The following is a 26,500-nucleotide window of genomic DNA, read 5'->3' on the forward strand; positions in this document are numbered from 1 at the left end:
GGGATTTATCCGCCAGCGGGCGGTCGCCTCCTCGGACCCCGCTGCGCACTCTTCGCCCGCCATTCCCCCGTGCGGGCCCATGGAGCGTCTCTGCGAGACGCTCCATTTTTCTTTTCGACCAGAGGGGGAGCGTCCTCCTGCGAAGGCGCTCCATTTTCTTGTCCGCCGCCTAACGAGCCGGGCAGCTGGGCCCGCCCAGCCTGGCCTGATTGTCCAGCGGGGCCGGATGAACGTGGCGCGAGATCGGCAGCTTAAGCCGGGCCAGGCTGGTCGCCACCAGGGCCGCGCCCAGGCGAGCGCCCTGCTCGTTGATGTGGGTGTCGTCGCTGATCCCCTCGGGATAGCGGGCGATGTGATCATAGGGCGCGTATTGCAGATACAGCTGGCGCGAGGCCATCTGCCCCCTCGCCTTCAGCGCCCCCATCATGTCGCCGTCCAGGTCGACCAGCGGGACCTTCAGGTCGGCCGACACCCGATGGATCGTCGCCGCGTAGGCCGCGTGGGCGTCCTTGGGCTGGCCGTTCTCCCACAGCCAGCGGGCGATCGGCGTCACCAGCACGGGCGTGGCCTTCTTCGTCCGCACGTCGGCCACGAAGCGGCGCAGGTTGACGTCGTAGGCTCCATTGGGGTCGGTGAAGCGGACGATCTTCTTGGTGTCGGCGTCGTTATGGCCGAACTGGATGAGGACCGTATCGCCGGGCTGCAGCTGGGCGACCAGCTGGTCCCACAGGCCCTCCTCGATGAAGGTCTTGGTCGAGCGGCCGCCGCGCGCCAGGTTCACGACCTGGACGGTCGGATCCAGCGAACACTTCAGCACCATGCCCCAGCCCATCTGCGGATAGCTGCTCTCGCCGTAGTTGGCGGCGGTGGAGTCGCTGGCGATGACGATGCGCGGAGCAGAGGCGGCGACGGCGGCCGCCAGCGCCAGGGCGGCGATCACGGCTTCAACTCCGCCAGGATCGAGCGGTCGATGCTGGCGACGTCGCGCACGCCGGTCAGGGCCATGGCCACGCGCATCTCCTTCTCGATCAGATCCAGCAGCTGGGTCACGCCCGCCTCGCCCCGAGAGGCCAAGGCATAGACGGCGGCTCTTCCCAGCAGGACGCCCTGGGCGCCCAGGGCCAGCATCCGTACGACGTCGAGCCCGGAGCGGACACCGCCGTCGGCCAGGACCGTCAACTTGTCGCCCACCGCCTCGGCGATGGCCGGCAGGGCGCGAGCGCTGGACAGCACGCCATCCAGTTGGCGACCGCCATGGTTGGAGACCACGACCCCGTCCGCGCCGATGTCGGCGGCGGCCTTGGCGTCCTCGGGATCGAGCACACCCTTGATGATCAGCGGGCCCTTCCAGAGGTCGCGGATCCACTCCAGGTCCTTCCACTGGATGGAGGGGTCGAAGTTGGCCCCCAGCCAGCCCATGAAGTCCTCGAGGCCCGAATTCTTGCCCAGCACCGGCGCGACATTACCCAGGGTGTGGGGATGACCCATCACCCCGACGTCCCACGCCCACTGGGGCTTGAACATCGCCTGGACCATGCGGCGGGCGGCGGCGTTGGGGCCGCTCATGCCCGAGTGGGCGTCGCGATAGCGGGCCCCGGGCACGGGCATGTCGACAGTGAAGACCAGCGCGGTCGCACCGGCCTCGCGGGCGCGGACCAGCAGGTCGCGCATGAAGGCCCGGTCACGCAGCACGTAGAGCTGGAACCAGATCGGCGCGGACGAGGCCTTGCTGACCTCGTCGACGTCGCAGACCGACACGGTCGACAGGCAGAACGGCACGCCCTTCTTGGCCGCCGCGCGCGCGGCCTGGCACTCGCCGCGCCGGGCGTACATGCCCGTCAGGCCGACCGGGGCCAGGGCCACCGGCAGCGCCTGCTTGACGCCGAACAGCGTGGTCGAGGGATCGCCGGCCGAAACGTCCTTCAGGACGCGTTGGCGCAGCGCGATGTCGGCCAGGTCCGAGATGTTGCGGCCCATGGTCCGCTCGGCATAGGCGCCGCCGTCGATATAGTCGAACAGGAAGCGCGGCAGCTTGCGCCGCGCCGCCTCCCGGAAGTCCGTGGTGGACGAGACGATCACCGGACTACTGCAGGTTCACGAACGCGCCGCCGTCGACCAGCAGCGCCGCGCCGGTGACGTACTTGGCCAGGTCCGAGGCCAGGAACACGATCGGCCCGGCTAGGTCGTCGGGCTCGCCCAGGCGGCCCAGCGGGATGCGGCCGGCCATGTATTCGCGCTTGGCGACGTCGGCCAGGTCTTCCTTGTTAATCGCCGTCTCGATGGTGCCCGGCAGCACCGAGTTGCAGCGGATGCCGTACTTGCCCAGGGCGATGGCGGTCGACTGCATCAGGCTGTGCACGCCGGCCTTGGTCGGGGTGTAGTGGGTCTGCATGCCGCCGCCGACCAGGGCGCTGATCGAGCTGACGGCGATGATCGCGCCGCCGTGGCCCTGCTTGACCATCTGGTTGGCCGCCGCCTGGACCATGTAGTAGGCGCCGAACAGGTTGACCTTCATCGTCCGCTCCATGACCTCGGGCGGCATGTCGAGGAAGGCGTGGAAGGGACAGATGCCGGCGTTGTTGACGAACACGTCGACCTTGCCGAAGGCGTCGACGGCGGCCTGGACGAAGGACGAAGCGGTCTCGACCTGGGCCACGTCGCCCTTCACGGCGATGGCGCGGCGGCCCAGGGCCTCGATCTGGGCGACGGCGTCGGCGGCGCCGGCCTCGTCGGAGTGGTAGTTGATCGCCACGTCCGCGCCATGCTGGGCGCAGCCGATCGCGGCGGCCTTGCCGATCCCCTGCGAGGCGCCGGTCACCAGCACCACCTTGTCCTTCAGCAGCATCCCTACCTCTTTTTGTCAGTCATCAGCGGGCCAGCCGCTTTCCGTTCCAGCCCAGATCGCGCCCGATGGCGTTGGCCGTGTCGCGGACATCGTCGACCAGCGTCTTCATCCGCTCGTCGTCCATGTACTGGGCCGCGCCCGAGACGCTGATCGCGCCGACGATCTGGCCCGAGGCCCCACGGATCGGCGCGGCGACGCAGCGGATGCGGTCTTCGTTCTCTTCCAGGTCGAAGGCGATGCCGCGCTTGGAATAGTCGCGCATCCAGTCGATCCACTGCTTCTCGTCCGGCGCGCCCGGCAAGGCCGGACCTTCCGCGCGGTAGAGGGTGCGCCAGCGGTCCTCGGTGTCGTCCAGCACTAGCGCCTTGCCCAGGCCCGTCGAGCGGATCGGCTGGCGATCGCCCACGCGCGAGCTGATGTTGATGCGGCGGCGGCCGGTCAGCTTGTCCAGATAGAGAGCGCGGTCGTCGTCGAGCACGCCCAGGTGCACCGTGTCCTCGGTGTCTTCCCACAGCTTTTCCAGGTGAGGACGAGCAATCCGCGGCAGGTCCATCTGCTGGCTGGCCAGATAGCCCAGCTCAAGAAGCTTGGAGCCCAGGCTGTAGCCTTCGCGCGGCGCCTGCGAGAGCAGACGTCGCTCCACCAGGGCCGTGGCCAGGCGGTGAGTCGTGCTGCGGGTCAGGCCGAGCTGCTTGGCCAGAGCCGGCAGGGCGATGGTCCCGGACTCGGCGACCACGTCCAGCAGATCCAGGCCGCGAAACAGGGTTTGGCTACCGCTGGGAGACTTGGTCGTCGCGTTTTCGTCCGCCGCCACCGGTTCCGCTCCCCTTGACGCTGGTTTCATTTTGTAGCACTACCTCTCATATTGTGGAACGCAAGGCAAGCGGAACGACGGCGACTCTCGCAGAGCGCGCCGGCCTCGCGAACCGATAGCGTGTCATAGGTTATGTTGGGGAGGTAGGCGAAGCTCGACGGCTTCGCCACGGGCCTACCGGAGCGCTTCCGGCGGGCGCGCCTCCCTTGTCCCAGGGCGGCGTCCAGGCGCGACCGCCCATCAGGTTGGAGCCTCGTCGTCCATGGCGTTTCCGGTCATCAAGCACGTACGCGCGTTCGTGGTCCGCGGAGGCGGGGCCGACTATCACGATCAGGGCGACGGACACTGGATCGACGACCACATCGCCACCCCGATGTCGCGCTACCCGGAATACCGCCAGAGCCGCCAGTCGTTCGGCATCAACGTGCTGGGCACGCTGGTCGTCGAGATCGAGGCCGCCGACGGCACGATCGGCTTCGCGGTGACCACCGGCGGCGAACCGGCCGCCTATATCGTCGAGAAGCACCTGGCCCGCTTCCTGGAAGGCCGCGATCCGACCGAGGTCGAGAAGATCTGGGACCAGATGTACTTCTCCACCCAGTATTACGGCCGCAAGGGCCTGGTGGTGAACGCCATCTCGGGAGTCGACCTGGCCCTTTACGACCTGCTGGGCAAGCTGCGTCAGGAGCCGGTCTACGCCCTGCTGGGCGGCAAGGTCCGCGACGAGCTGACCTTCTACGCCACCGGCGCGCGCCCGGACCTGGCCAAGCAGATGGGCTTCATCGGCGGCAAGATGCCCCTGCATCACGGCCCGGCCGAGGGTGAGGAAGGCCTGCGCAAGAACATCGAAGAGCTCGCCACCATGCGCGAGCGCTGCGGCGACGATTTCTGGCTGATGTTCGACTGCTGGATGTCGCTGGACCTCAACTACGCCACCAGGCTGGCCCACAAGGCCCACGAGTACGGCCTGAAGTGGATCGAGGAGGCGCTGAGCCCCGACGACTACTGGGGCTATCGCGACCTGAAGAAGAACGCCCCGACCGGCATGCTGGTCACCACCGGCGAACACGAAGCCACCCGTTGGGGCTTCCGCATGCTGCTGGAGATGGAGTGCTGCGACATCATCCAGCCGGACGTGGGCTGGTGCGGCGGCGTCACCGAGCTGATCAAGATCGCCAACCTGGCCGACAGCAAGGGCGTGATGATGATCCCGCACGGCTCGTCCGTGTACAGCTACCACTTCGTCATCACGCGCCATAACAGCCCGTTCGCCGAATTCCTGATGATGGCCCCGAAGGCCGACGAGGTGGTGCCGATGTTCCACCCGCAGCTGATCGGCGAACCCGTTCCGGTGAACGGCAAGCTCAAGCTCTCCGACGCGCCGGGCTTCGGCGTCGAACTCAATCGCGAGGTCGGTCTGCACCGGCCTTACGTCCGCTAGACCTCCCTGAAGGCAAGACATCCATGAAACTGCTCCGCTACGGTCCCAAGGGGGCTGAGAAGCCCGGCCTCCTCGACGCCGAGGGCAAGATCCGCGACCTGTCGGGCCACGTGGCCGACATCACCGGCGCCCAGCTGTCGCCGGCCAGCCTCAAGGCCCTGGCCGCCATCGACCCGACCACCCTGCCGCTCGTCGAGGGCTCGCCCCGCTACGGCGTGCCGGTCAACGGCGTCTCCAAATTCATCGCCGTGGGCCTGAACTTCGCCGACCACGCCGCCGAGTCGAACCTGCCGATCCCGGAAGAGCCCGTGCTGTTCACCAAGGCCGTCAGCTGCCTGCAGGGTCCTAACGACCCGGTGATGATCCCGCGCGGTTCGGTGAAGACCGACTGGGAAGTCGAGCTGGGCGTGGTGATCGGGTCGCGCGCCAGCTATGTCACCGAGGCCGAGGCCCTGGACCACGTCGCCGGCTACGTCCTGATTAACGACGTCTCCGAGCGCGCCTTCCAGATCGAGCGCGGCGGCACCTGGGACAAGGGCAAGGGCTGCGACACCTTCGGTCCGGTCGGCCCATGGATGGTCACCTCGGACGAGGTCGGCGATCCGCAGAACCTGGGCATGTGGCTGGACGTCAACGGCGAGCGCAAGCAGGACGGCTCGTCCAAGACCATGATCTTCCCGATCAGCAAGCTGGTCTCGTACATCAGCGAGTTCATGACTCTTGAGCCGGGTGACCTGATCACCACCGGCACCCCGCCCGGCGTCGGCATGGGCCAGAAGCCCGAGCCCGTCTACCTCAAGGCCGGCGACGAGATCCGCCTGGGCATCGAGAAGCTGGGCGAGCAACGCCAGATCGTCGTGGCCTGGTCCAAGGAAGGCGTCGCGTGAGCCCCATCTCCTCCTCCAAGGTCTACGCCAATCGTTTCGCCGGCCGCCGCGCCGTCATCACCGGCGGCGCCTCGGGCCTGGGCAAGGCCGTGGCCGCCCGCATCGTCGCCGAGGGCGGCCAGGTCGCCCTCTGGGACCTGGACGCCGACGGCCTGAAGGCGGCCGCCGCCGAAGTCGGCGCGGCCCACACCGTGGCGCTGGACGTCTCGGACGAGGCTGCGGTCCTGGCCGCCGGCAAGTCCACCGCCGAGGCCCTGGGCGGCATCGACATCCTGGTCGCCTCGGCCGGCATCACCGGCGCCACGGCTCCGGTGTACGAGTACCCGACCGATAGCTGGAAGCGCGTGTTCGACATCAACGTCAACGGCGTGTTCTACAGCTGCAAGTCGGTGGTGCCGTTCATGCTGGCGGGCGGCTACGGCCGGATCGTCAATGTCGCCTCGGTGGCGGGCAAGGAAGGCAATCCCAACGCCGGCGCCTATTCGGCGTCGAAAGCGGCGGTGATCGGCCTGACCAAGTCGCTGGGCAAGGAGCTGGCCACCAAGGGCGTCATCGTCAACAGCCTGACTCCGGCCACCTTCGAGAGCCCGATCCTGGAGCAGCTGCCGGCCAGCCAGGTGGAATACATGAAGGGCAAGATCCCGATGGGCCGCCTGGGCGAAGTCCACGAGAGCGCCGCCATGGTCTGCTTCATGGCGTCGGAGGAGTGCAGCTTCACCACCGCCTCGACCTTCGACACCTCCGGCGGTCGGACCACTTTCTAAGGAAACTGGAGCCATGGCGTACACGGGCCCCATCGTCGATCCCCACATGCATCTGTGGGACCTCGATCGGCACTACTACGCCTGGCTCCAGGACACCCCGCTGCCGAACAACCCGGCCGGCGACATGTCCTCTATCGCCTACAAATCCTATGGACTCGACGACTATCTGGCCGACGCCAAGGGCTGGAACGTCGTCGAGGTCGTCCATGTCGAGTGCGGCCTGCCGCCCAAGGACCAGCTGTCGGAGACTGATTGGCTGCAGTCGATCGCCGACCAGCGCGGCGTCATCGGCGGCATCGTCGCCGGGGCCAACCTGGACGATCCGGACGTCGAGGCGATGCTGGCGGCCCACGCCGCGCGCCGGAACGTCCGAGGCGTCCGCCAGATCGTCAACTGGCACGCCGATCCGGCCAAGACCTACGGGCCGACCGACAAGCTGCTGGACGCCCAGTGGCGCAAGGGTTTCGCCCTGCTGGCCAAGTACGGCCTGTCGTTCGACCTGCAGCTCTACGCCTCGCAGATGGCGGTGGCGGCCGAACTGGCCGACGCCCATCCGGACATCCCGCTGATCGTCAACCATGCCGGCATGCCGACCGATCGCGACGAGGCGGGCCTGGCCGCCTGGCGCGAGGGTCTGGCCGTCCTGGCCAAGCGCCCCAACGTCGCTTGCAAGATCTCGGGCCTGGCCATGGTCGATCGATCGTGGACGACGGCCAGCCTCAAGCCCTTCGTGCTCCAGGTCATCGAGACCTTCGGGGTCGAGCGCTGCATGTTCGCCAGCAACTTCCCGGTGGAGAAGGTTCACGGCAGCTTCGGCGCCTTCTACGCCGCCTATGATGCGATCACGGCCAGCTTCACCCACGACGAGCGCGAGGCGCTGTTCGCCGGCTCCGCCCGGCGGATCTACCGCCTGGCCGACTGACAACAAGAAGAACTACGGGAGGAAGACGATGAGCACGACGACGGAAAGCCGCCCCCTCGCCTTCCGCATGCAGCTGAAGCCGGGCGTCGCCGCTGAGTACGAGCGCCGCCACGACGAACTGTGGCCCGATCTCGCCGAAGCCCTGCGCGACGCGGGGATCCATGACTATTCGATCTTCCTGGACGAGGAGACCATGAGCCTCTTCGCCGTGCTGCGCCTGCGCCCCGACCACAAGAAGGACGCCCTGCCGCTGCAGCCGGTGATGAAGCGCTGGTGGGACTTCATGGCCGACCTGATGGAAGTCCATCCGGACAACAAGCCGGTCGAGTGGCCGCTGAAGCCCGTCTTCTATTTCGAGGGCTGAGCATGCGCGCCCTGCCCGCCTTCGGCCTGGTCGCCGCCTTGATGGCGACCTCCGCGCTCGCCCAACCCGTCCGGGCCGAGCCCGCCCGCTACACGATGACGGCGTTCACCAACGCCAGCCAGTCGAACATGAGCGTGTACGACTCGGCCGACGGGACGCGCTTCACGCTGAAGAAGCCGCTGGCCTATACGCCGCCCCAGGGCCTCATCCGCGATCCCAGCGTGATGAAGCATACGGACGGCTGGTACTATGTCGCCTACACCACCGGCTGGACGGGTGACACGATCGGCCTGGCTCGCAGCAAGGATCTGGTCGACTGGACCTTCCTGCGCGACGTCAAGATCGACGTCCCGGGAGGCGCGACCAACAGCTGGGCGCCGGAATGGTTCGTCGACCAGGACGGCTCGATCAGCCTGATCCTGTCGGTCTCGACCACCGGCATCGCCGGCCAGTTCCAGGCCTACCGCATCACCGCCTCCGACGGTTCGCTGGCCAGCTGGAGCAAGCCGAAGGTCCTCTCGGGCCTGGGCCCGAACTACATCGACACCTTCGTGGTCCGGCAGGACGGCCTCTACCAGGCCTTCGCCAAGAACGAGACGACCAAGTACATCGAGCTGTGGACCGCCCCCTCGCTGGACGGCCCGTGGGCGCTGAAGGGCGCCGGCGACTGGGCCGGCTGGGGCCGCTTCCTGGAAGGCCCGGCCATGGCCCGCACGCCCGACGGCGGCTGGCGGATCTATTTCGACGAGTACATGGCCAAGCGCTACTGGTACTCCGACAGCAAGGACGGCTTTCGCACCTGGACGCCCAAGGCCGAACTGCCCGAGCTGTCCGGCACGGTCCGCCACTTCACCGTGATGAAGGAAGGCGGCGATCCGCCCGCTATCGCCAAGCCGGCGCAAGCGCACAAGATCACCTGGGACAAGTACTCGCTGAAGGTCGACGACCAGCGCGTGTTCTCGTGGGGCGGCGAGTTCCACCCCTTCCGCGTACCCAGCCCTGACCTGTGGCGCGACATCCTCCAGAAGATGAAGGCCAGCGGCTACAACACGGTCGCGATCTATTTCGACTGGGGCTACCACTCGCCCAAGCAGGGGGTCTACGACTTCAGCGGCGTGCGCGACATGGACCGCGTGCTGACCATGGCCAAGGAAGAAGGCCTCTACGTCATCACCCGCGCCGGCCCCTATGTGAACGCCGAGCTGACCCGGGGCGGCTTCCCCGGCTGGCTGGTCAACCAGCAGGCCCGCGCCCGCACCGACGCGCCGGAATACATCCAGGCCGCTGACGAGTGGCTGACCCAGATCAACGCCGTCATCGCCCGTCACCAGCTGACTACCGGCCAGGGCACGGTCATCGCCCACCAGATCGAGAACGAGCTGGACGTCGTCGGCGCGCCGCAGCAGCGCTACATGCAGTGGCTGTACGACAAGGCCAAGGCGGACGGCATCACCGTCCCGATCTTCCACAACGACAAGGGCCGCAACGGCTACTGGGTGCCCAAGGGCTCCAACGTGCCCGGCACGGTGGAAGGCCCCAACGACCTCTACGCCTTCGACGGCTATCCGGGCGGCAACTGCCGCGTCGACAGCAAGCCTTCGAGCCCCGGCGTCGCGCCCGACTGGGGGATCTATGGCGCGAACGGCGCCAAGGGCGGGGCCCTGGCCAGCCCGAACACCCCCGGCTTCCTGGCCGAGTTCGGCGGCGGCTGGTTCGACTACTGGGGCAGCAACGGCGACTACGACTGCACCGCCATCCACCGCGGCGTCGGCTACCAGCGGGTGTTCTACGGCACGAACGTCGCCAACGGGCTGACGCTGCAAAGCTTCTACATGACCTATGGCGGGACCAGCTGGGGCTGGCTGCCGGCCCCGGTGGTGTTCACCTCTTACGACTACGGCTCGGCCATCGACGAGGCCCGGGGCCTGCGCGACAAGGCCCGGGTCATCAAGCAGATGGGCGAGTTCATCGCCGCCGTCCCCGACCTGACCCGCATGGACAAGGGCGAGGCCGTCGTTCCCTCGAACGACAAGGTCCGCGTCTATCACAACGTCAACGCCGAGACCGGCAGCCACCTCTATGTGGTGGTGCACAATCCCAGCAGCGCCACAGGCGACGAGGCCTTCACCTTCAAGCTGAAGACCCGCGACGGCGAGTACGTGGTCCCCTCGCGCATCAAGGGCCAGGACAGCAAGATGCTGATGGCCAGCTACGACCTGGGCGGCCAGCGGCTGGTCTATTCGACGTCCGAGATCCAGACGCACCTGAAGTGGAACGACGGCGACCTGGCCCTGCTCTACGGCCGCGCCGGCGAGGCGGGCGAGACGGTGCTGCGCTATGCGTCCGCGCCCAAGGTCGAAGTGATCGAGGGCGACGTGACCTCGGCCTTCGACACGGCCAAGGGCGACCTGAAACTGTCCTACCAACACCGGGGCCTGGCCCGCGTGCGGATCACCGGCGGCGGCCGACCTCCCCTGACCTTGCTCCTGGCCGACGCCGAGACGGGCCAGACCTTCTGGAAGCGTGAGAACGCGCTGGTTCGGGGTCCGGGCTTGATCCGAAGCGACGCGATCAAGGGCGGCGTGCTCAGCCTGACCGGCGACACCGAGACCGACAGCCCGCTGGAAGTCTTCGCGCCCAAGGCCGTCACGTCCATCCGCTGGAACGGCGCCAAGGTCGCGGCCAAGACCACCGCCTTAGGAAGCCTGCTGGCCGACAAGCCCCTTGCGGGCCCCGGCGCGGTCGCCCTGCCCGACCTGGCCAAGCTCGACTGGAAGACCGCCCCCGGCTCGCCCGAGGCGGATCCTAAGTTCGACGACAGCGCCTGGCTCAAGACCGAAGGCCGCCGCAGCGGCTCGACCGTGCGCGGTCCCACCGGCCAGCCGGCGCTGGACATGAGCGCCTATGGCTTCCACCAGGGCGACGTCTGGTATCGTGGCCGCTACCAGGGCCAGGCCAACATTGACACGCTGACCCTGCATTACGGGGCCGGCGGCGCGGGAATGCTGCAGGTGTGGCTGGACGGCCGGTTCCTAGGGGAGCACGAGCTGGACGGTGGCCTGCCCCGCCCGATCACCACGGGTGTCGCGACCTTCAAACTGCCCGAAGACCTGCGCGGGACCGGCGAGCATGTGCTGTCGGTCATGGTCCGCAACAACGGCCACAACTGGGACCTGGACGCCGACGACTTCCACAAGGAGGCCCGCGGCCTGGTGTCGGCTTCATTGTCGGGCCCTGGGACCTACAGCTTCGCCGTCTCGATCGCCTGGAAGATCCAGGGCAACAAGGGCGGCGAGGACATCCAGGATCCGGTCCGCGGCAACGCCAACAACGGCGGCCAATACGGCGAGCGCGAGGGCTGGCATCTGCCGGGCTTCCCGGACGCGGCCTGGGCCAAGGCCGATATCGCGGCGACCCAGCCCTACGCTGGCACGACCTGGTATCGGACCAGCTTCGACCTGGCCCTGCCCAAGGACCAGGATACCACCCTGGGCCTTTCCATCGGCGACCCGGACAAGCCGCGCTCGCCGAACAAGCGCTACCGCGTGCTGATCTTCGTCAACGGCTGGAACATGGGCCAGTTCATCGCCCATGTCGGCCCCCAGCGGACCTTCGTCCTGCCCAACGGCATCATCGATCCGCGCGGCAAAAACACCATCGCGCTGGCGGTGACCAGCGACGGCGCCCCCGGTGACGCCCTGGAAGCCGTCAAGCTCGTCAACCTGCGGACCGTGCGCGGCGGGATCCCCGTCGCCCGCGTGCCCGCTCCCGACTTCAAACCCTGATACCGGACTCCTGGAGACTACCCGTGCCCAATCTCGCCCACGGCATCGACGCCAAGGACATCAAGGCCAAGATCGCCTCGCTGATCAGCAATCTGGTCGACATCACCGACGAGACCGGCGAGTTCCTGCTGCGCCTCGACGACGGCCGGGTGATCGACACCAAGGGCTGGAACGACTGGGAATGGACACACGGCGTCGGCCTCTACGGCCTGTGGAAACAGTACGAGATGCACGGCGACGAGCGCGCCTTCGACATCATGACCCAGTGGTTCGCCGACCGCTTCGAGGCCGGCACCCCGACCAAGAACATCAACACGGTCTCGCCGTTCCTGACCCTGGCCTATCTGTACGAGGCCACCGGCGACCACACCTACATCCCCTATCTCGAGACCTGGGCCGACTACGTCATGTACGAGGGCCCGCGCACCGAGGAAGGCGGCTTCCAGCACATCGTCTTCAACAGCGAGAACCCGCAGCAGCTGTGGGACGACACGCTGATGATGAGCGTGCTGCCACTGGCCAAGATCGGCCTGCTGCTCGACCGCCCCGACTTCGTCGAGGAGGCCAAGCGCCAGTTCATGGTCCACATCAAGTACCTGGCCGACCGCAAGACCGGCCTGTGGTTCCACGGCTGGACCTTCCTGGGCCGTCACAACTTCGCCGACGCCCTGTGGGCGCGCGGGAACTGCTGGGTGACGATCGCCATCCCCGAGTTCATCGAACTCTTGGACCTCAAGCCCGGCGACGGCCTGCGCGCCTTCCTGATCGACGCGCTGGAAGCCCAGATCAAGGCGCTGACGCAGTTCCAGGACGCCGAGACCGGCCTGTGGCATACGATCATCAACGACAAGGCCTCGTACCTGGAAGCCTCGGCCACGGCCGGCTTCGCCTACGGCATCCTGAAGGCCGTGCGTAAGCGCTACATCGGCAAGGAGTACGAGGCCGTCGCCATCCGCGCCATCAAGGGCGTGCTGGCCAATATCGACGACAAGGGCGAGCTGCAGCAGGTCTCGTTCGGCACCCCGGTGTTCGACACGATCCAGGGCTACAAGGACATCCCGCTGACCTCGATGCCGTACGGCCAGTCGCTGGCCATGCTGGCGCTGGGCGAGTTTCAGCGCGCCTTCATCTAACCAACCACCGCATCAACCGGTCCGGCGCCAACGCCGGACCGGTCAAAGGGGCGCCAAGACCCCGTCTCGAAGGGAAAGACACACATGGCCACGCCGGACGTCCGCAAACCCACCTGGGTGAACTATTGGGGCTGGGGCTCCGGCGACATGCTGGGGGCTGGCGCCCAGGCCGTGATCACCGGCTGGCTGGCCTATTTCTTCATCACCTTCTGCGGGCTGTCGCCGGTCGAGACGGGCCTGATCCTGGGCCTGCCGCGCCTCCTGGAAGCCATCACCTGCCCGCTGATCGGCTACGTCTCCGACAACCTGCGTCACACCTGGGTGGGCCGGAAGATCGGCCGGCGGAAGATCTTCCTGATCGCCACCATCCCGCTGCTGCCGGCCTTCGCCCTGATCTTCGTGACCGGCCAGACCTTCACCTACTACCTGGTGACCTTCATCTTCTTCGAGTTCGTCTACACGATGTTCCTGATCCCGTGGGAAACCCTCGCGGCGGAAATGACGAAGGATTACAAGGAGAAGGCCAAGTTCGCCGGCGTGCGGATGATGATCGCCCAGAGCTCGGCGATCCTGGCCTCGTACCTGCCGACCCTGATCATCAACAACCTCGGCGGCAAGGACTCGCCCAACACCTTCCTGATCATGGCCGCCATCTTCGGCGTGCTGTTCAGCCTGGTGGTGACCCTGGTCGTGTTCTTCTCGTGGGAGCGCCCCTATACCGAGGCCGAGAAACTGATCCAGCCCGAGCCGATGGACTGGGGCAAGGCGGCGCTGATCCCGGTCAACATGTTCCGCGACCTGTTCTCGACCCTCAAGATCAAGGCCTTCCGCCAGCACCTGTCGCTCTATCTGGGCGGCTATATCAGCCAGGACATCTTCAACACCGCCTTCCCGCTGTTCGTGGCCACGGTGATGGTCGGCTCGACCCTGATCATCTCGCAGCTGATGACGACCATGTACGTGGCCCAGCTGATCTCGGTGATGATCGCCATCCGGGTCATCATCCGCACCGGCCCGGTGGTCGCCTACCGCCTGGCCATCACCAGCGTCGGCGCGGCCCTGCTGCTGTTCCTGGCCTTCTACCTGATCAAGCCGGCGGGCTTCGCGCAGGGCGTCGCGGCTCTGGACGGCGACATCTTCGGCGGCGCGCCGGTCGGCGTGCTGTTCTGGCTGTTCGTGCCGATCATCCTGGCGGGCCTGGGCCGAGGGACGCTGAACTTCGTGCCGTGGGGGGTCTACAACTACCTGCCCGACGTCGACGAGGCGGTCACCGGCCAGCGCCGCGAGGGCATCTTCGCCGGGGTCATGACCCTGACCCGCAAGGTCGCCCAGTCCGGCGCGATCCTGCTGACCACCAGCCTGATCGGCCTGGGCGGCTTCGTCTCGGCGCCCAAGGGCAAGCCGCTCGCGCAGCAGACCCCGGAAGCCATCCAGGCCCTCGTTCTGGTCATGGTCGGCGGCCCGCTGATCGTGATGATCGCCGGCATGCTGATCTCCTGGCGCTTCCGCCTGAACGCCCGCACCCACGCGGTGCTGGTCCACGAGGTCGAGCGCCTGCGCGCCGGCGCGACCGAGGCCGAAACCCAGGAGTCCAAGCAGATCGTCGAGGACCTGACCGGCTGGAAGTGGGAACGCCTGTGGGGCCGCGGCTAACTCGCTATAGCCAGCCGTTGGAGCGGGCGATCCGGCCCGCCTCCACCCGATTGGCCGCGCCCAGCTTCTGGGCCGCCTCGGACAGGTAGTTGCGCACCGTGCCTGGCGAGAGGTCCAGCACCTCGGCGATGTCCTTGTTCGAGCGCCCCTCCTCGGCCAGGCGCAATATCTCGCGCTCGCGGTCGGTCAGCGGATCGGGCTGGGCGTCCCAGACCGCCTCGGACAGCTCCGGGGCGATGGCCCGGCCGCCGGCGGCGATGGTGCGGACGGCGGCGGCCAGCACACTGCTGGGACCATCCTTCAAGAGATAGCCCTTCACCCCCGCCTCCATCGCCCGGCGCAAATAGCCGGGCCGACCGAAGGTGGTGACGATCAGGACGCGCGTCGTCGCGCCGTCAGCCTTCAGCCGCCCGGCCACGTCGATACCGGTCAGGTGCGGCATCTCGATGTCGGAGATCAGCACGTCGGGCTTTTCCGACCGCACCAGCGCCAGCGCCTCGGCGCCGTCCGCCGCGCGGCCGACCACCTGGATGTCGCCCTCCAGCTCCAGCAGCGCGCTGAGCGCCCCCAGCACCATCTTCTGGTCTTCGGCGATGACGACGCGGATCACGAGGCGGACTCTCCAGGAGCGCCTATGGGCGCGATGGCGACCAGGCGCGTCCCGCTTCTGTCCGAGACGATGTCGAGATCGCCGCCGATGGCCGAAAGGCGGGTGCGCATGCCCTTCAGGCCCGAGCCTTCGACCAGGCCGCCGCCCCTGCCGTCGTCGACGATGCTGAGCGTCAGGGCCACAGGGCTGGGCGCCACCCGGATCTGGCAGCGCGTGGCGCCGGCATGGCGGATGACGTTGGTGACGGCCTCACGCAGGGCCATGGCCAGAACCGCCTCCTGGCCGGGATAGGCGTCGATCTCGTCGGCCGAGACCTCGGCCTGGATATTGGCGGCGGTCAGGGCCGTCCTGGCGCGCTCCAGCTCGGTGGTCAGCGAGGCGCCCTTCATGCCCACCACCGCCGTCCGGACCTCCGACAGCGCCTCGCGGGCGGCGGCGGCCACCGACTGCATCTCGCGTTCGGCGGCCACGGCGTCGCGGCTGACCAGCTTTGCGGCCAGCTCGGCCTTGACCGCCACCAGGGTCAGGGTGTGGCCCAAGAGGTCGTGCAGGTCGCGGGAGATCCGCTCACGCTCGGCCATGGTGGCCAGGGCGCGGACCTCCTCGTGGGCGACGGCCAGTTCCTGGTTCTTGCGCTCGACATCGGCCTGCATCAGGCCGGCGAAGCCGGTGATGCCGCCGAACAGCACGCCCGACGCCCAGACCGGCCAGTTGTAGTTCAAAAACAGCGGCCCCATGGCCAGCAGGACCACCTCCATCCCGACCATCGTGCGAACCGCCAACCGGCGCGACCGCAGGCGCGCGGCGAACGACATGGCGTAGATCGTGTAGACGCTCCAGCCGACGTTGAACGACGACAGCGACACCCCGATGCCGAAGATCGCCAGCACATGCCACAGGGTAGGCCGGCCGCGTCGCAGCCAGATCCAGTAGAACAGGACCACGAAGGCCGCGAGTCCCGCGACCGAAGCCGCGATCTCGACCACGCCCGGCCGCCGGAACAGCCAGGAAATGAAGTAGAACGGCAGATACGACAGGAAGATCAGGCTCCAGCGACGACGGTTCAGGCCGTCGGCCAGCGGCGCGCTGTTTTCGTCGTCCTTCGTCCGAGTCGCGGTCTCCTGGTCCATGCCGGCGATGTCGCGCGCGCCGCTCGCCACGGTCAAGCCGCCTGCCGCCGCCAGGCCGCCCAGGCGCCGGCCACGGCGGCCAGGCTGATCAAGGCCAGCACCGTCACGTGGCGCTGGACGTCGGCCATCGGCGTCATGCCCGACAGCATCATCGACAGCCGGCCCAGGTGGTACGACGGGGTGACCTCGGCGACCTTGGCGATCCAGCCCGGCATCAGGTCCAGCGGCATCCACAGGCCGCCAAACAGGCAGAAGCTGAGGAACAGCAGGTTGGCCACCGCCGTCGCGCCTTGCGAGCCCAGGCGCAGGCCGATGTTCAGGCCGATCAGGGCGAAGGGAACCGCCGAGGCCAGCCCCAGCCCCAGGGTCGCGGCCCAGCGCCACGGAACCATCACCACCCCGCCGAACCAGGCCAGCACGCCCAACAGGCCGATGGCGGTGGCGACCAGGGCCAGGGCGGCGGCCAGTCGTCCGGCCAGATAGCCGCCGGCGGGCAGCGGCGCGATCTGCTTCAGCTCGATCAGCTTGGCCTCGCGCTCGGCGGCGACGGCGGCGCCGAAGCCGAACATGGCCGGCGCGATGGCGGCGAAGATCACGTAGTTGGCCAGCATGGCGTGGGCGATCTCCTCCCGCCCCTTGCTCAACCCCAGGCCGATGACGCCGTAGAACAGCAGCGGCAGGGCCAGGCTGGGAATCAGGAACTGCGGGGTGCGCCAGGTCGAGACGATCTGGGCGCGGGCTTCACGGGCGTAGACGGCGAGCGTGTGCATGTCAGGCGACCTCGGCTTGACGGGTTTGGCCAGGCGCGCCGGCCTGGACGAGACGGGTGACGGCGTCCTCCAGCGACGCGCCGGCGACGGTCAGGTCGTCGACGGTCTCGTCGCGGGCCAGCAGCTCGCGCAGCGTGGCGGGGGCCGAGGTGGTCAGCAGCGTGACCCGGCCGCCGTCGCGGCTGACGCCGGTGACGCGCGCCAGGCTCTCCAGCTCGGCGTCGGACAAACGCGTGCGGCAGCGGATGGCGACGCCCGAGACCCGGGCCTTGATCGCCTCGGGCGAGCCGTCGGCGATGACCTGGCCATGGTCGATGACCACGATGCGGTCGGCCAGGGCCTCGGCCTCGTCCAGATGGTGGGTGGTCAGCAGCACGGCGCAGCCCCGGGCGATCTCGGCCCGGACGGCGGTCCACAGGCCCCGGCGAGCGTCGATGTCCATGCCGGTGGTCGGCTCGTCCAGGACCAGGAAGTCCGGCCGGCCGGCGATGGCCAGGGCGAACTGCACGCGGCGCTGCTGGCCGCCCGACAGGGCCCCGCAGCGGCGGCGCTCCAGACCTTCCAGCCCGGCCAGGCGGACGATCTCGTCCAGCGGACGGGGCGCCTTGTAGTAGCCCCGGAACAGGTCGACCTGCTCGCGGACCGTCAGGGTGCGCGGCAGGCCGGCCTCCTGCAGCATGACGCCCATCCGGCCCCTGCCGGCGACGTCGCGCGGATCGCCGCCGAACAGCGCGGCCTCACCCGCGTCGGGACGAAGGCGGCCGGTCAGCAGGGCGACGCTGGTGCTCTTGCCCGCGCCGTTCGGCCCCAGCAGGGCCACGCACTGGCCGGGACGGATGATCAGGTCCAGGCCGTTCAGGGCCAGGGTCGCGCCCCGACGCTTGACGGCCTTGGACAACGCCGCGACGGGCAAGGGAAGGTTGGGCGGCTGCGGAGGATTGGGTGACATGACGGCTCCCTCGATGTGGAGCCAGCATGCCGCCGCGCCGCGCGGCCCATCAGTGCCGGCCGTCACCGGGCCGACATGACATTCGTCACCTTGGCGCCCTCAGGCCGCCGCGTTCCAGGCCTTGGTCATCAGGGTCACCGGCGAGAAATCGCCGAACTCCCAGCGCAGCGGCAGCGCCGCGGGCCGCCGCCAGGCCTTCTCGGGCCTGAACCGCCACTGGCGCTGGACGCCCTCTGGCCAGGCGCGGCCAGGTGGCGGATCCCAGTCGATCTCCACCCGTCCCTGCAGGTGCAGCAGGTCGCCGGTGTCGAAGTCGACGAACAGCAGGGCAGCGCGCGGGTCGGCGACCAGGTTGCCAAGGGTGTTGAAGAACCGGTTGCCCCGGAAGTCCGGCACGACCAGCTCGCCCTTCACGACCTTGACGAAGCCCGGCAGGCCGCCCCGGTGCGAGATGTCGACGCCGCCGTTCTCGGCGCCCGCCGCGCCCGAGGCGGTGGCGACGAAAAAGGTGTCGGCGTCGGCGATCTGGGCCAGGACTTCGGGCGCGTCGACAGCGACCGTCTCGGCCGGAACCATCGACGCCGGCGCGGTCTCGACGTCACGGGTCTGGATGTATTGCGGGCAATTGCCGAAGCTTTGCAGCACCTTGAGGCGCAAACCTCCAGCGTCGGCGGCCTCGATCACGCCGTTGGCGCGGTTGCGGCGGCGCGTGGCGAAGTCCAAACCCAGGGCCCCGAACGGCTGGCCGGCGCTGAAGAATTCGTGACCTGGCTCGCCCTCGCGCGGCGTCGCATGGATCACCAGGGTGGTCGGGTCGGGACTGTCGATAAAGCCCGGCTCGCCGGTCAGCACCGTGGCGATCGGCCAACCTGCCGCGTCGACCGTGGCGACGAACAGGTACGGCAGCATTCCGAAGAAGTCCCGGTGCTGGTCGGGCATGAATGGCCGGATCCCCGTCATGCCGGGCGCGTGCAGGCCCGCTCGCGCCTGGGCGGCCAGCTCGCCGGCGTGGAAGGGCTGGTCCATGTCAGGCGACCTCCTCTTGGGCGGCCTTGGCGGCCTGGGCGAAGTCCGGCATCGGCTGGAACCAGGGCTGGGCCTCGACCCGCGCGAGCCACGCCCGGACGTTCGGATACGCATCCAGCGACACCCCGCCCTCCGGCGCGTGGGCGACGTAGCTGTAGCAGGCCAGGTCCGCGAGCGTGACATGGTCGGCGGCCAGGAACGTCCTGTCCGCCAGGTGGCCGTCCATGAAGATCAGGACCCGGCCAGCGATCCGCGCGGCGCGGACCGGGTCGTCGGGCAGGCCGAACAGCGCGATCATCCGCGCCACCGCCGGGCCGTGCATGACCTCGCCCGCCGCGATCGACAGCCAGCGCTGCACCGAGGCCGCCGCGGCCGGCTCCTCCGGCAGCCAGGGACCGTCCGGGGCGTAGCGGCGCGCGAGATAGACGAGGATGGCGTTGCTGTCGACCAGGGTCAGGTCGCCGTCCTGCAGCACAGGAATCTGGCCAAGCGGATTGCGCGCCAGGAAGGCCGGCGACGCCCGCACGTCCTTCGGCGAGTCCGCGAACACGTAGCTCAGGCCCAGGGCGTTCAGCATCAGGGCCACCCGGTGGGTGTGCCCCGACAGGCCCGTGCCGTGCAGAACGATGGCGGCCATGGGAGATCTCCGGCGCGTTGCGATGACGGCATATTGGCCATTGCGCGCAACGCAATGAATTGAACAAATCCGCAATATATTTTTCCATTTCACGGAATTGCGGATGGATCGCCTCGACGAGCTTTCCCTGCTGGTGGCGGTGATCGACGCCGGCGGCCTGGCCGCCGCCGGGCGGCGCTTGCGGCGTTCGCCCGCCGCCATGACCCGGGCCTTGGCGGCGCTGGAGGAACGGGCCGGCGCGCGCCTGATCGAACGCACCACGCGGCGCCTGGCCCCGACCGAGGCCGGCCGCGAACTGGCCGAGCGGGCCCGCCGACTGCTGGCCGACTACGAGGCGGCGCTGGAGACCTCGGCCCCCGACGCCGTGCGCGGCCTGCTGCGCGTCACGGGCCCGACGGTGTTCGGCGGCCGCTACCTGGCGCCGGTGATCAACGCCTTCCTGGCCGAACACCCGGACGTGCGCGCCGAGGTCACCCTGCATGACCGCAACCTCGACCTGATCGAGTCCGAGCTGCACGTCGCCCTGCGCATCGGAGCGCTGGCCGACTCCAGCCTGGTGGCGCGGCGGGTGGGCGGCGTTCGCCGGGTCACCATCGCCGCCCCCGCCTATCTCGCCCGGCGCGGCGAGCCGAAGACACCGGCCGATCTCGCGCGCCACGAGACCGTCCTGACCACGGCCGTCTCGGCCACGCCGGAATGGCGGTTCGAGGCCGGCGGCCGGCCCCGCGCCGTGCGGCTGGATCCGCGCCTGCGGATCAACGACGTCGAGGCCGCACTGGCCGCCGTGCTGGCGGGCCACGGGATCGGCCGCGCCCTCTCCTACCAGGTCGCCGACGACCTGGCGGCCGGACGGCTGGTGCGCCTGCTGCCCGACTTCGAGCCCCCGCCCCTGCCCGTCCAACTGCTCACCGCTGGCGGCCGCTTCATGCCGCCGCTGGCGCGGGCGTTCCTGGACTACGCCGCGCCTCGGCTGGAACGGCTGGCGGTGCTGCGCGACGCCTGACAAACCGTCGTTTTCTCGGAGCCGTCGCGTCCGCCCGGCGTTGATGCCACGCGTAGAAAAGAGGTGGCGTCATGAGCTCATTTTCCCGCCGGGACACGATCACTCGGCCGATCTTCCAATGGGCCAAGGGCGTGCTGCCCGCCCTGTCGGAAACCGAGCGCGACGCCATCGAGGCCGGCGACACCTGGTGGGACGCGGCGCTGTTCACCGGCGATCCCGACTGGAACGAACTGCTCGCCTTTCCCAAGCCGACACTGAGCCCCGACGAGAAGGCCTTCATGGACGGTCCGGTCGAGACCCTGTGCGCCATGCTCGATGACTGGCGCATGACCTGGGAGACCCGCGACCTGCCGCCTGAGGTCTGGGACTTCCTGAAGCGCGAGAAGTTCTTCGGCATGATCATCCCGAAGGAACACGGTGGTCTGGGCTTTTCGGCGTTCGGCCACGCCGAGATCGTCCGCAAGATCGCCACCCGCTCGACCTCGGCGGCGGTGACGGCGATGGTGCCCAACTCCCTGGGTCCGGGCGAATTGATCCTGCGGTTCGGGACCCGGGATCAGCAGGACTACTGGCTGCCGCGCCTCGCCGACGGGCGCGAGATCCCCGCCTTCGGCCTGACCAGCCCCGAGGCCGGCTCCGACGCCTCGGCCATGACCGACGAGGGCGTGGTCTGTCGCGGGACCTGGAAGGGCGAAACTGTGCTGGGCGTACGCCTGAACTGGCACAAGCGCTACATCACCCTGGGACCGGTCTGCACGGTGCTGGGCCTGGCCTTCAAGCTGCGCGATCCCGACCGCCTGCTGGGCGGCGCGGAAGACATCGGCATCACCTGCGCCCTCGTCCCGACCGACACCCCCGGGGTCAGTATCGGCCGCCGGCACCTGCCGGCCTTCCAGACTTTCCAGAACGGTCCCAACTGGGGCGAGGAAGTATTCATCCCTCTGGGCCTGATCATCGGCGGCGCCGAGCGCGCCGGCCAGGGCTGGAAGATGCTGATGACCGCCCTGGCGGCGGGGCGCGGCATCTCCCTGCCCGCCATGTCCGGCGCGGCGGCGGCCTACAGCGCCCTGACCACCGGCGCCTACGCCCGGGTGCGCCAGCAGTTCGGCATCGCCATCGGCAAGTTCGAGGGCGTGCAGGAACGCCTGGCTCGCATCGCCGGCAACGCCTACCTGGTCGACGGCGCCCGGCGGCTGACCTGCGCCGGCCTCGACATGGGCAAGCATCCGTCGGTGATCTCGGCCCTGTTGAAGTCCGGCGCGACCGAGCGGATGCGCACGGTCGTCAACGACGCCATGGACGTCCACGGCGGCAAGGCGATCATGGAGGGCCCGCGCAACTACATGGGCAGCCAGTACCGCGCCGTGCCGGTCGGGATCACGGTCGAGGGCGCCAATATCCTGACCCGCAGCCTGATGGTGTTCGGCCAGGGCGCGATCCGGGCCCACCCGTACATGCTGCGCGAAATCCTGGCGCTGGGCGAGGATGACGAGGCCAAGGGCCTGGCGGACTTCGACCAGGCGTTCTGGGAGCATGTCGCCCACGCCCTGCGCAATGGGATCAGGGCCACGGCCCGCGCCTGGACCGACGGCGCCCTGTCGCCCGCGCCTGACGCCGGCCGCGCCAGCCGCTTCTATCGCAAGCTGGGCCGCTATAGCGCCGCCTTCGCCCTGACTTCGGACATCGCCCTGCTGACCCTGGGCGGGGAACTGAAGCGCAAGGAGATGCTGTCGGCCCGCCTCGGCGACATTCTCTCCGAGATGTACTTCCTGTCCGGCGCCCTGAAGCGCTGGGAGGACGAGGGCCGGCAGGACGCCGACTTCCCGCTGCTGGACTGGTGCGCCCAGACCGCCTTCGCCACGATCGAGCAGCGCTTCGACGAGATCTTCGCCAACCTGCCCAACCGCCTGGCGGGGTGGCTGCTGCGGGCGGCCGTGTTGCCGCTCGGGGCCCGCCGGCGAGGCCCCTCGGACCGTGTCACCCGCGCCTGCGCCGACCTGATCCTCCACCCCTCGCCCACCCGCGACCGCCTGGTCGAGGGCGTCTATGTCGGCGGCGAGGACGAGGCGATCGGCCAGTTGATCGACGCCTTCGAGCGCGTCGTAGCCACCCAGCCGATCCACGATCGCCTGAAGGACCAGGGTGTCCGGAACTGGAAGGATGGCCTGGACAAGGGATTGCTCACGCCCGACGAGACCAGCGCCCTGGCGGCCGCCGACGAGGCCGTCGCCAAGGTGATCGCGGTCGACGACTTCGCGGCCGAGGAGCTGACGACCCGCGAGGTCACGCCTGTCCAGCCGCGCGTCCTGGCCAGGAGCCCTCGCGCCGCGGCGGCCGTTGAACCGCGGATCGACCGCGAACCCCGCGCGTTCGGCGACGAGACGACATCTCCCACCTGACAAACACCGCCTTGGAGCCAGCGCTCGGCCCGCTGTAGAACTGCGGTACGGCGCTGAGTCTCCGGAAGGTCGGTGGGTCCATGCATACGCAGAGAATTCTGGTCACGGGCGGCGCGGGTTTCGTCGGTTCGCATCTTTGCGACCGGCTGCTGGCGTCCGGCGCGGAAGTGCTCTGCGTCGACAACTACTATACCGGCTCACGCCTGAACGTGGCGCAGAACCTGGCCAATCCGCGCTTTGAGCTGCTGCGGCACGACGTGACCATGCCGCTGTATGTCGAGGTCGACCAGATCTACAACCTGGCCTGCCCCGCGAGCCCCGTGCACTACCAGTTCGACCCGGTGCAGACGACCAAGACCAGCGTCCACGGCGCCATCAACATGCTGGGCCTGGCCAAGCGGGTGAAGGCCAAGATCCTGCAGGCCTCGACCTCCGAGGTGTACGGCGACCCTTCGATCCATCCGCAGGTCGAGAGCTACTGGGGCAACGTCAATCCGATCGGCATCCGCTCGTGCTACGACGAGGGCAAGCGCTGCGCCGAGACCCTGTTCTTCGACTACTGGCGCCAGCACAGGCTGCAGATCAAGGTGGCGCGGATCTTCAACACCTACGGCCCGCGCATGCACCCGAACGACGGGCGCGTGGTGTCGAACTTCATCGTCCAGGCGCTGAAGGGCGAGGACATCACCCTGTATGGCGACGGCAATCAGACCCGCTCGTTCTGCTATGTCGACGATCTGGTCGAGGGCCTGATCCGCCTGATGAACACCGGCGACGACGTCACCGGCCCCATCAACCTGGGCAATCCGGTCGAGTTCACGATGAAGCAGCTCGCGGACCTTGTCGTGGAGCTGACCGGCAGTAAGTCGGTTCTGGTCCACCGCCCCCTGCCCTCCGACGACCCGCGCCAACGCCAGCCCGACATCACCCTGGCCAAGCAGCACCTGGACTGGACGCCGACGGCGCCGCTGAAGGTCGGGCTGATGAAGACGATCGAATATTTCGACGATCTGCTGAAGGCCGCCTAGGTCGCTGCGCCCGCAGCTGATCGCGGGGTGACAAACGTCACCTCGAACGCGTGATCCCAGGCACTGCAACGCTTTGAGTCGTTCCGGCAGGTTCCTCGCAACAGAGGAGACCTCCCTATGACCTTCCCGCCGCGCCGCGCCGCCCTGCTGGCCGCCACGGGCCTGGCCGCGATCAGCGCCAGCGCCCACGCTCAAACAGCGACGCCTTCCGCCCCGGCCAAGAAGGAGCAGCCCAACCAGGTGCAGGGCGTCACCGTCACCGCGCCCTCGGCCCAGGACATCAAGACCTCGATCGACCGCCGCAGCTACAGCCTGGGCAAGGACCTGCAGGCCACCACCGGTTCGGTCGCCGACGTGCTGCGCAACGTCCCCTCGGTGCAGGTCGACGTGCAGGGCAATGTCAGCCTGCGCGGCGACAGCAACGTCACCATCATGATCGACGGCAAGCCCTCGGGCATGTTCAAGGGCGAGAACCGTGGCCAGGTGCTGCAGCAGATCCCCGCCAGCCAGTTCGAACGGGTCGAGGTGATGACCAACCCGTCGGCCGCCTTCAGCCCCGAGGGCACGGCCGGCATCATCAACCTGATCACCAAGCAGCAGCGCGGCGTCGGCACGACCGGCTCGGTCCGCGCCAATGTCGGCACGGAAGGTCGCAAGAACGGCAGCGTCACCCTGGCCCGCAACACCAAGCGCCTGACCCTGTCGGGCGACGCCGGCTGGCGGCGCGACAAGGCCAAGGGCGAGATCACCGACGACCGCCAGCGCCTGGACACCGCCTCAGGCCAGTACGCGACCAGCCGGCAGAAGATCGGCTTCGCCAGCCACGGCCAGTCGCACAACGCCCGCGGCGGGGTCGACTACGACCTGGACAAGCAGACCCGGCTCAGCGCCGAGGTCCGCTACAACGACATGGAGTTCGACTCCAAGGCCGGCGCGACCTATCAGGGCCTGGATCCGGCCGGAAAACCCAGCGTCGCCTATACCCGGCTGGTCGACGGCGTGATGAAGCGCTCGGTGGCCGGCGTCTCGGGAGATCTGCGCCGCAAGCTGTCCGGCGACGAGCACGAGTTCACGCTGCACGCCAGCCTGGAGCGCACCCGCGACCGCCAGATCAACGACGCCGACGGCTTCAACCAGCTTCCCACGGCCTCGACCTATGTCGAGCACGTCAGCATCGGCGACGAGCTGGTCCAGGGCCGGCTCAAGGCCGAGTACAAACGGCCCCTGCCCGGCGGCGCCAAGCTGGTCGCCGGCTATGAGCTGCAGGTCGACGACAACGACTACGACAACTTCGGCGCCCGCGGACCGACCTCGGGGTCGCTGACGGTCGATCCGTCCCTGACCAACCAGTTCAAGTACGATCAGACGGTCCACGCCCTCTATGTCACCTACAACCGGCCGATGGGCGACTGGACGGTGATGCCGGGCCTGCGCGTCGAAGAGGTCAAGATCGACACCAACCAGGTCACCTCGAACCTGAAGGACGGCTATGACTATCTGCGCGCCTATCCCTCGCTGCACGTGCAGTACAAGGTCGACGACGGCCGCCAGGTCAACGCCAGCTACAGCCGCCGCATCCAGCGCCCGACGCCGGGCGACCTGAACCCGTACCGGATCTATCAGGACCCCTATAACTACCGTCAGGGCGACCCGCGCCTGAAGCCGCAGACCACGGACTCGTTCGAGGTCGCCTACCAGATGCGCAAGGGCTTCAACTACTATCTGGGCACGCTCTATTGGCGCGAGGCGCGTGACGGCGTCACCGACGTGCTGCGCGAACTGCCGGGCGGCGCCCTGCTGACCACCAAGGCCAACCTGGCCAAGAGCCGCAGCGGCGGCCTGGAGCTGGTCGCCAACGCCCGGATCACGCCCAAGGTCTCGTACACGATCAGCGGCAATACGGCCTGGACCGAGATCGGCGCCACCGACCTGGGCTTCCCCGACAAGCGCTCGGCCTGGACTGTCTCGGGCTACGCGGCGCTGAACGTGCAGGCCACGCCCAAGGACTTCGTCCAGGTCAGCGGCTTCGCCATCGGCAAGCGCCTGACGCCGCAGGGCTATCGCGAGCCGACCGGTATGCTGAACCTGGGCTATCGCCACAAGTTCAACGACCGCCTGTCGGGCGTGGTGACGGTCCAAGACGCGCTGAAGACCTTCGGCGACAAGCTGGTCATCAACACCGCCGCCCTGAAAGACCGCCGGACCATGGACCTGGACCTGCGGGCGATCTTCGTCGGCTTCACCTACGGCTTCGGCGGCAACGGCGTTCCGAACCCGCGCCGACCGCGCGAACCGGCCTTCGACTTCGGAACGCCGGGCGGCGGCGTCGGCCCGATGTAG

Annotated in this window: 21 protein-coding genes and 1 pseudogene; 12 read left to right on the plus strand and 10 right to left on the minus strand. The window is 68.6% G+C overall.

The window, feature by feature from the left end:
* Positions 1-169: 169 nt before the first annotated feature.
* From K8940_RS13680 to K8940_RS13695, 4 genes are read right to left on the minus strand one after another with little or no spacing between them, the layout of a single operon-like run.
* Entirely contained in the window at positions 170-940 is a 771-nt protein-coding gene (locus K8940_RS13680; RefSeq protein WP_223390509.1) for a rhamnogalacturonan acetylesterase, read from the minus strand.
* Positions 937-2,079 carry an FMN-dependent L-lactate dehydrogenase LldD gene (lldD, locus tag K8940_RS13685; protein WP_223390510.1) on the minus strand — a complete coding sequence of 381 codons (1,143 nt, stop codon included), beginning with the start codon at positions 2,077-2,079 and terminating at the stop codon, positions 937-939. Before lldD ends, K8940_RS13680 begins: the two co-directional genes overlap by 4 nt.
* 4 nt (positions 2,080-2,083) lie before the next feature.
* The gene (locus K8940_RS13690; RefSeq protein ID WP_223390511.1) at positions 2,084-2,845 is read right to left on the minus strand and encodes an SDR family NAD(P)-dependent oxidoreductase; all 762 of its coding nucleotides are present in this window, start codon (positions 2,843-2,845) and stop codon (positions 2,084-2,086) included.
* Between the two features lie 22 nt (positions 2,846-2,867).
* Entirely contained in the window at positions 2,868-3,689 is an 822-nt protein-coding gene (locus K8940_RS13695) for an IclR family transcriptional regulator (RefSeq protein WP_411675556.1), read from the minus strand.
* A gap of 232 nt (positions 3,690-3,921) precedes the next feature.
* Here K8940_RS13695 and rhmD point away from each other — a divergent pair, with 232 nt between their 5' ends.
* From rhmD to K8940_RS13735, 8 genes are all read left to right on the plus strand, one after another.
* Complete coding sequence (gene rhmD / locus K8940_RS13700) at positions 3,922-5,100, plus strand: L-rhamnonate dehydratase (RefSeq protein WP_223390513.1); 1,179 nt, start codon at positions 3,922-3,924, stop codon at positions 5,098-5,100.
* A gap of 23 nt (positions 5,101-5,123) precedes the next feature.
* Positions 5,124-5,987 (plus strand): fumarylacetoacetate hydrolase family protein, encoded by an 864-nt coding sequence (locus K8940_RS13705; RefSeq protein ID WP_223390514.1) that lies wholly within the window; start codon positions 5,124-5,126, stop codon positions 5,985-5,987.
* Positions 5,984-6,751: an SDR family NAD(P)-dependent oxidoreductase gene (locus K8940_RS13710; RefSeq protein ID WP_223390515.1), complete on the plus strand. Its 768-nt coding sequence runs from the start codon at positions 5,984-5,986 to the stop codon at positions 6,749-6,751. Before K8940_RS13705 ends, K8940_RS13710 begins: the two co-directional genes overlap by 4 nt.
* Positions 6,752-6,764: 13 nt before the next feature.
* Positions 6,765-7,673: an amidohydrolase family protein gene (locus tag K8940_RS13715; RefSeq protein WP_223390516.1), complete on the plus strand. Its 909-nt coding sequence runs from the start codon at positions 6,765-6,767 to the stop codon at positions 7,671-7,673.
* 28 nt (positions 7,674-7,701) lie between these two features.
* Positions 7,702-8,037: an L-rhamnose mutarotase gene (gene rhaM / locus K8940_RS13720; RefSeq protein WP_223390517.1), complete on the plus strand. Its 336-nt coding sequence runs from the start codon at positions 7,702-7,704 to the stop codon at positions 8,035-8,037.
* Positions 8,038-8,039: 2 nt separating this feature from the next.
* A complete protein-coding gene (locus K8940_RS13725; protein ID WP_223390518.1) occupies positions 8,040-11,822 on the plus strand; it encodes a beta-galactosidase in 3,783 nt (1,260 codons plus the stop codon).
* A gap of 23 nt (positions 11,823-11,845) precedes the next feature.
* Positions 11,846-12,955, plus strand: coding sequence for a glycoside hydrolase family 105 protein (locus K8940_RS13730; protein ID WP_223390519.1), 1,110 nt, complete (start codon positions 11,846-11,848; stop codon positions 12,953-12,955).
* An 84-nt stretch (positions 12,956-13,039) separates the two neighbouring features.
* Positions 13,040-14,608, plus strand: coding sequence for an MFS transporter (locus K8940_RS13735; protein ID WP_223390520.1), 1,569 nt, complete (start codon positions 13,040-13,042; stop codon positions 14,606-14,608).
* Positions 14,609-14,612: 4 nt separating this feature from the next.
* Here the strand turns inward: K8940_RS13735 and K8940_RS13740 are convergent, their stop codons facing one another.
* The 6 genes and pseudogenes from K8940_RS13740 to K8940_RS13765 form a co-directional block, all read right to left on the minus strand.
* Complete coding sequence (locus K8940_RS13740; RefSeq protein WP_223390521.1) at positions 14,613-15,218, minus strand: response regulator transcription factor; 606 nt, start codon at positions 15,216-15,218, stop codon at positions 14,613-14,615.
* Entirely contained in the window at positions 15,215-16,378 is a 1,164-nt protein-coding gene (locus K8940_RS13745) for a sensor histidine kinase (RefSeq protein ID WP_223395861.1), read from the minus strand. Before K8940_RS13745 ends, K8940_RS13740 begins: the two co-directional genes overlap by 4 nt.
* Positions 16,379-16,380: 2 nt before the next feature.
* Positions 16,381-17,118, minus strand: a complete 738-nt coding sequence (locus tag K8940_RS13750) for an ABC transporter permease (RefSeq protein ID WP_223390522.1) — start codon at positions 17,116-17,118, stop codon at positions 16,381-16,383.
* 1 nt (position 17,119) lies between these two features.
* Positions 17,120-18,117 (minus strand): annotated as a pseudogene (locus K8940_RS13755) (ABC transporter ATP-binding protein).
* Between the two features lie 49 nt (positions 18,118-18,166).
* Positions 18,167-19,093, minus strand: a complete 927-nt coding sequence (locus K8940_RS13760) for a pyridoxamine 5'-phosphate oxidase family protein (RefSeq protein WP_223390523.1) — start codon at positions 19,091-19,093, stop codon at positions 18,167-18,169.
* Between the two features lies 1 nt (position 19,094).
* A complete protein-coding gene (locus K8940_RS13765; protein WP_223390524.1) occupies positions 19,095-19,730 on the minus strand; it encodes a glutathione S-transferase in 636 nt (211 codons plus the stop codon).
* 103 nt (positions 19,731-19,833) lie between these two features.
* Here K8940_RS13765 and K8940_RS13770 point away from each other — a divergent pair, with 103 nt between their 5' ends.
* From K8940_RS13770 to K8940_RS13785, 4 genes are all read left to right on the plus strand, one after another.
* Entirely contained in the window at positions 19,834-20,733 is a 900-nt protein-coding gene (locus K8940_RS13770) for a LysR family transcriptional regulator (RefSeq protein ID WP_223390525.1), read from the plus strand.
* A 71-nt stretch (positions 20,734-20,804) separates the two neighbouring features.
* Positions 20,805-23,132 (plus strand): acyl-CoA dehydrogenase, encoded by a 2,328-nt coding sequence (locus tag K8940_RS13775; RefSeq protein WP_223390526.1) that lies wholly within the window; start codon positions 20,805-20,807, stop codon positions 23,130-23,132.
* Between the two features lie 80 nt (positions 23,133-23,212).
* The gene (locus K8940_RS13780) at positions 23,213-24,160 is read left to right on the plus strand and encodes a UDP-glucuronic acid decarboxylase family protein (RefSeq protein ID WP_223390527.1); all 948 of its coding nucleotides are present in this window, start codon (positions 23,213-23,215) and stop codon (positions 24,158-24,160) included.
* Positions 24,161-24,277: 117 nt separating this feature from the next.
* The gene (locus K8940_RS13785; RefSeq protein WP_223390528.1) at positions 24,278-26,500 is read left to right on the plus strand and encodes a TonB-dependent receptor domain-containing protein; all 2,223 of its coding nucleotides are present in this window, start codon (positions 24,278-24,280) and stop codon (positions 26,498-26,500) included.

Origin of the sequence: Caulobacter segnis (genome assembly GCF_019931575.1) — a bacterium.
Taxonomy (GTDB): domain Bacteria; phylum Pseudomonadota; class Alphaproteobacteria; order Caulobacterales; family Caulobacteraceae; genus Caulobacter; species Caulobacter segnis_C.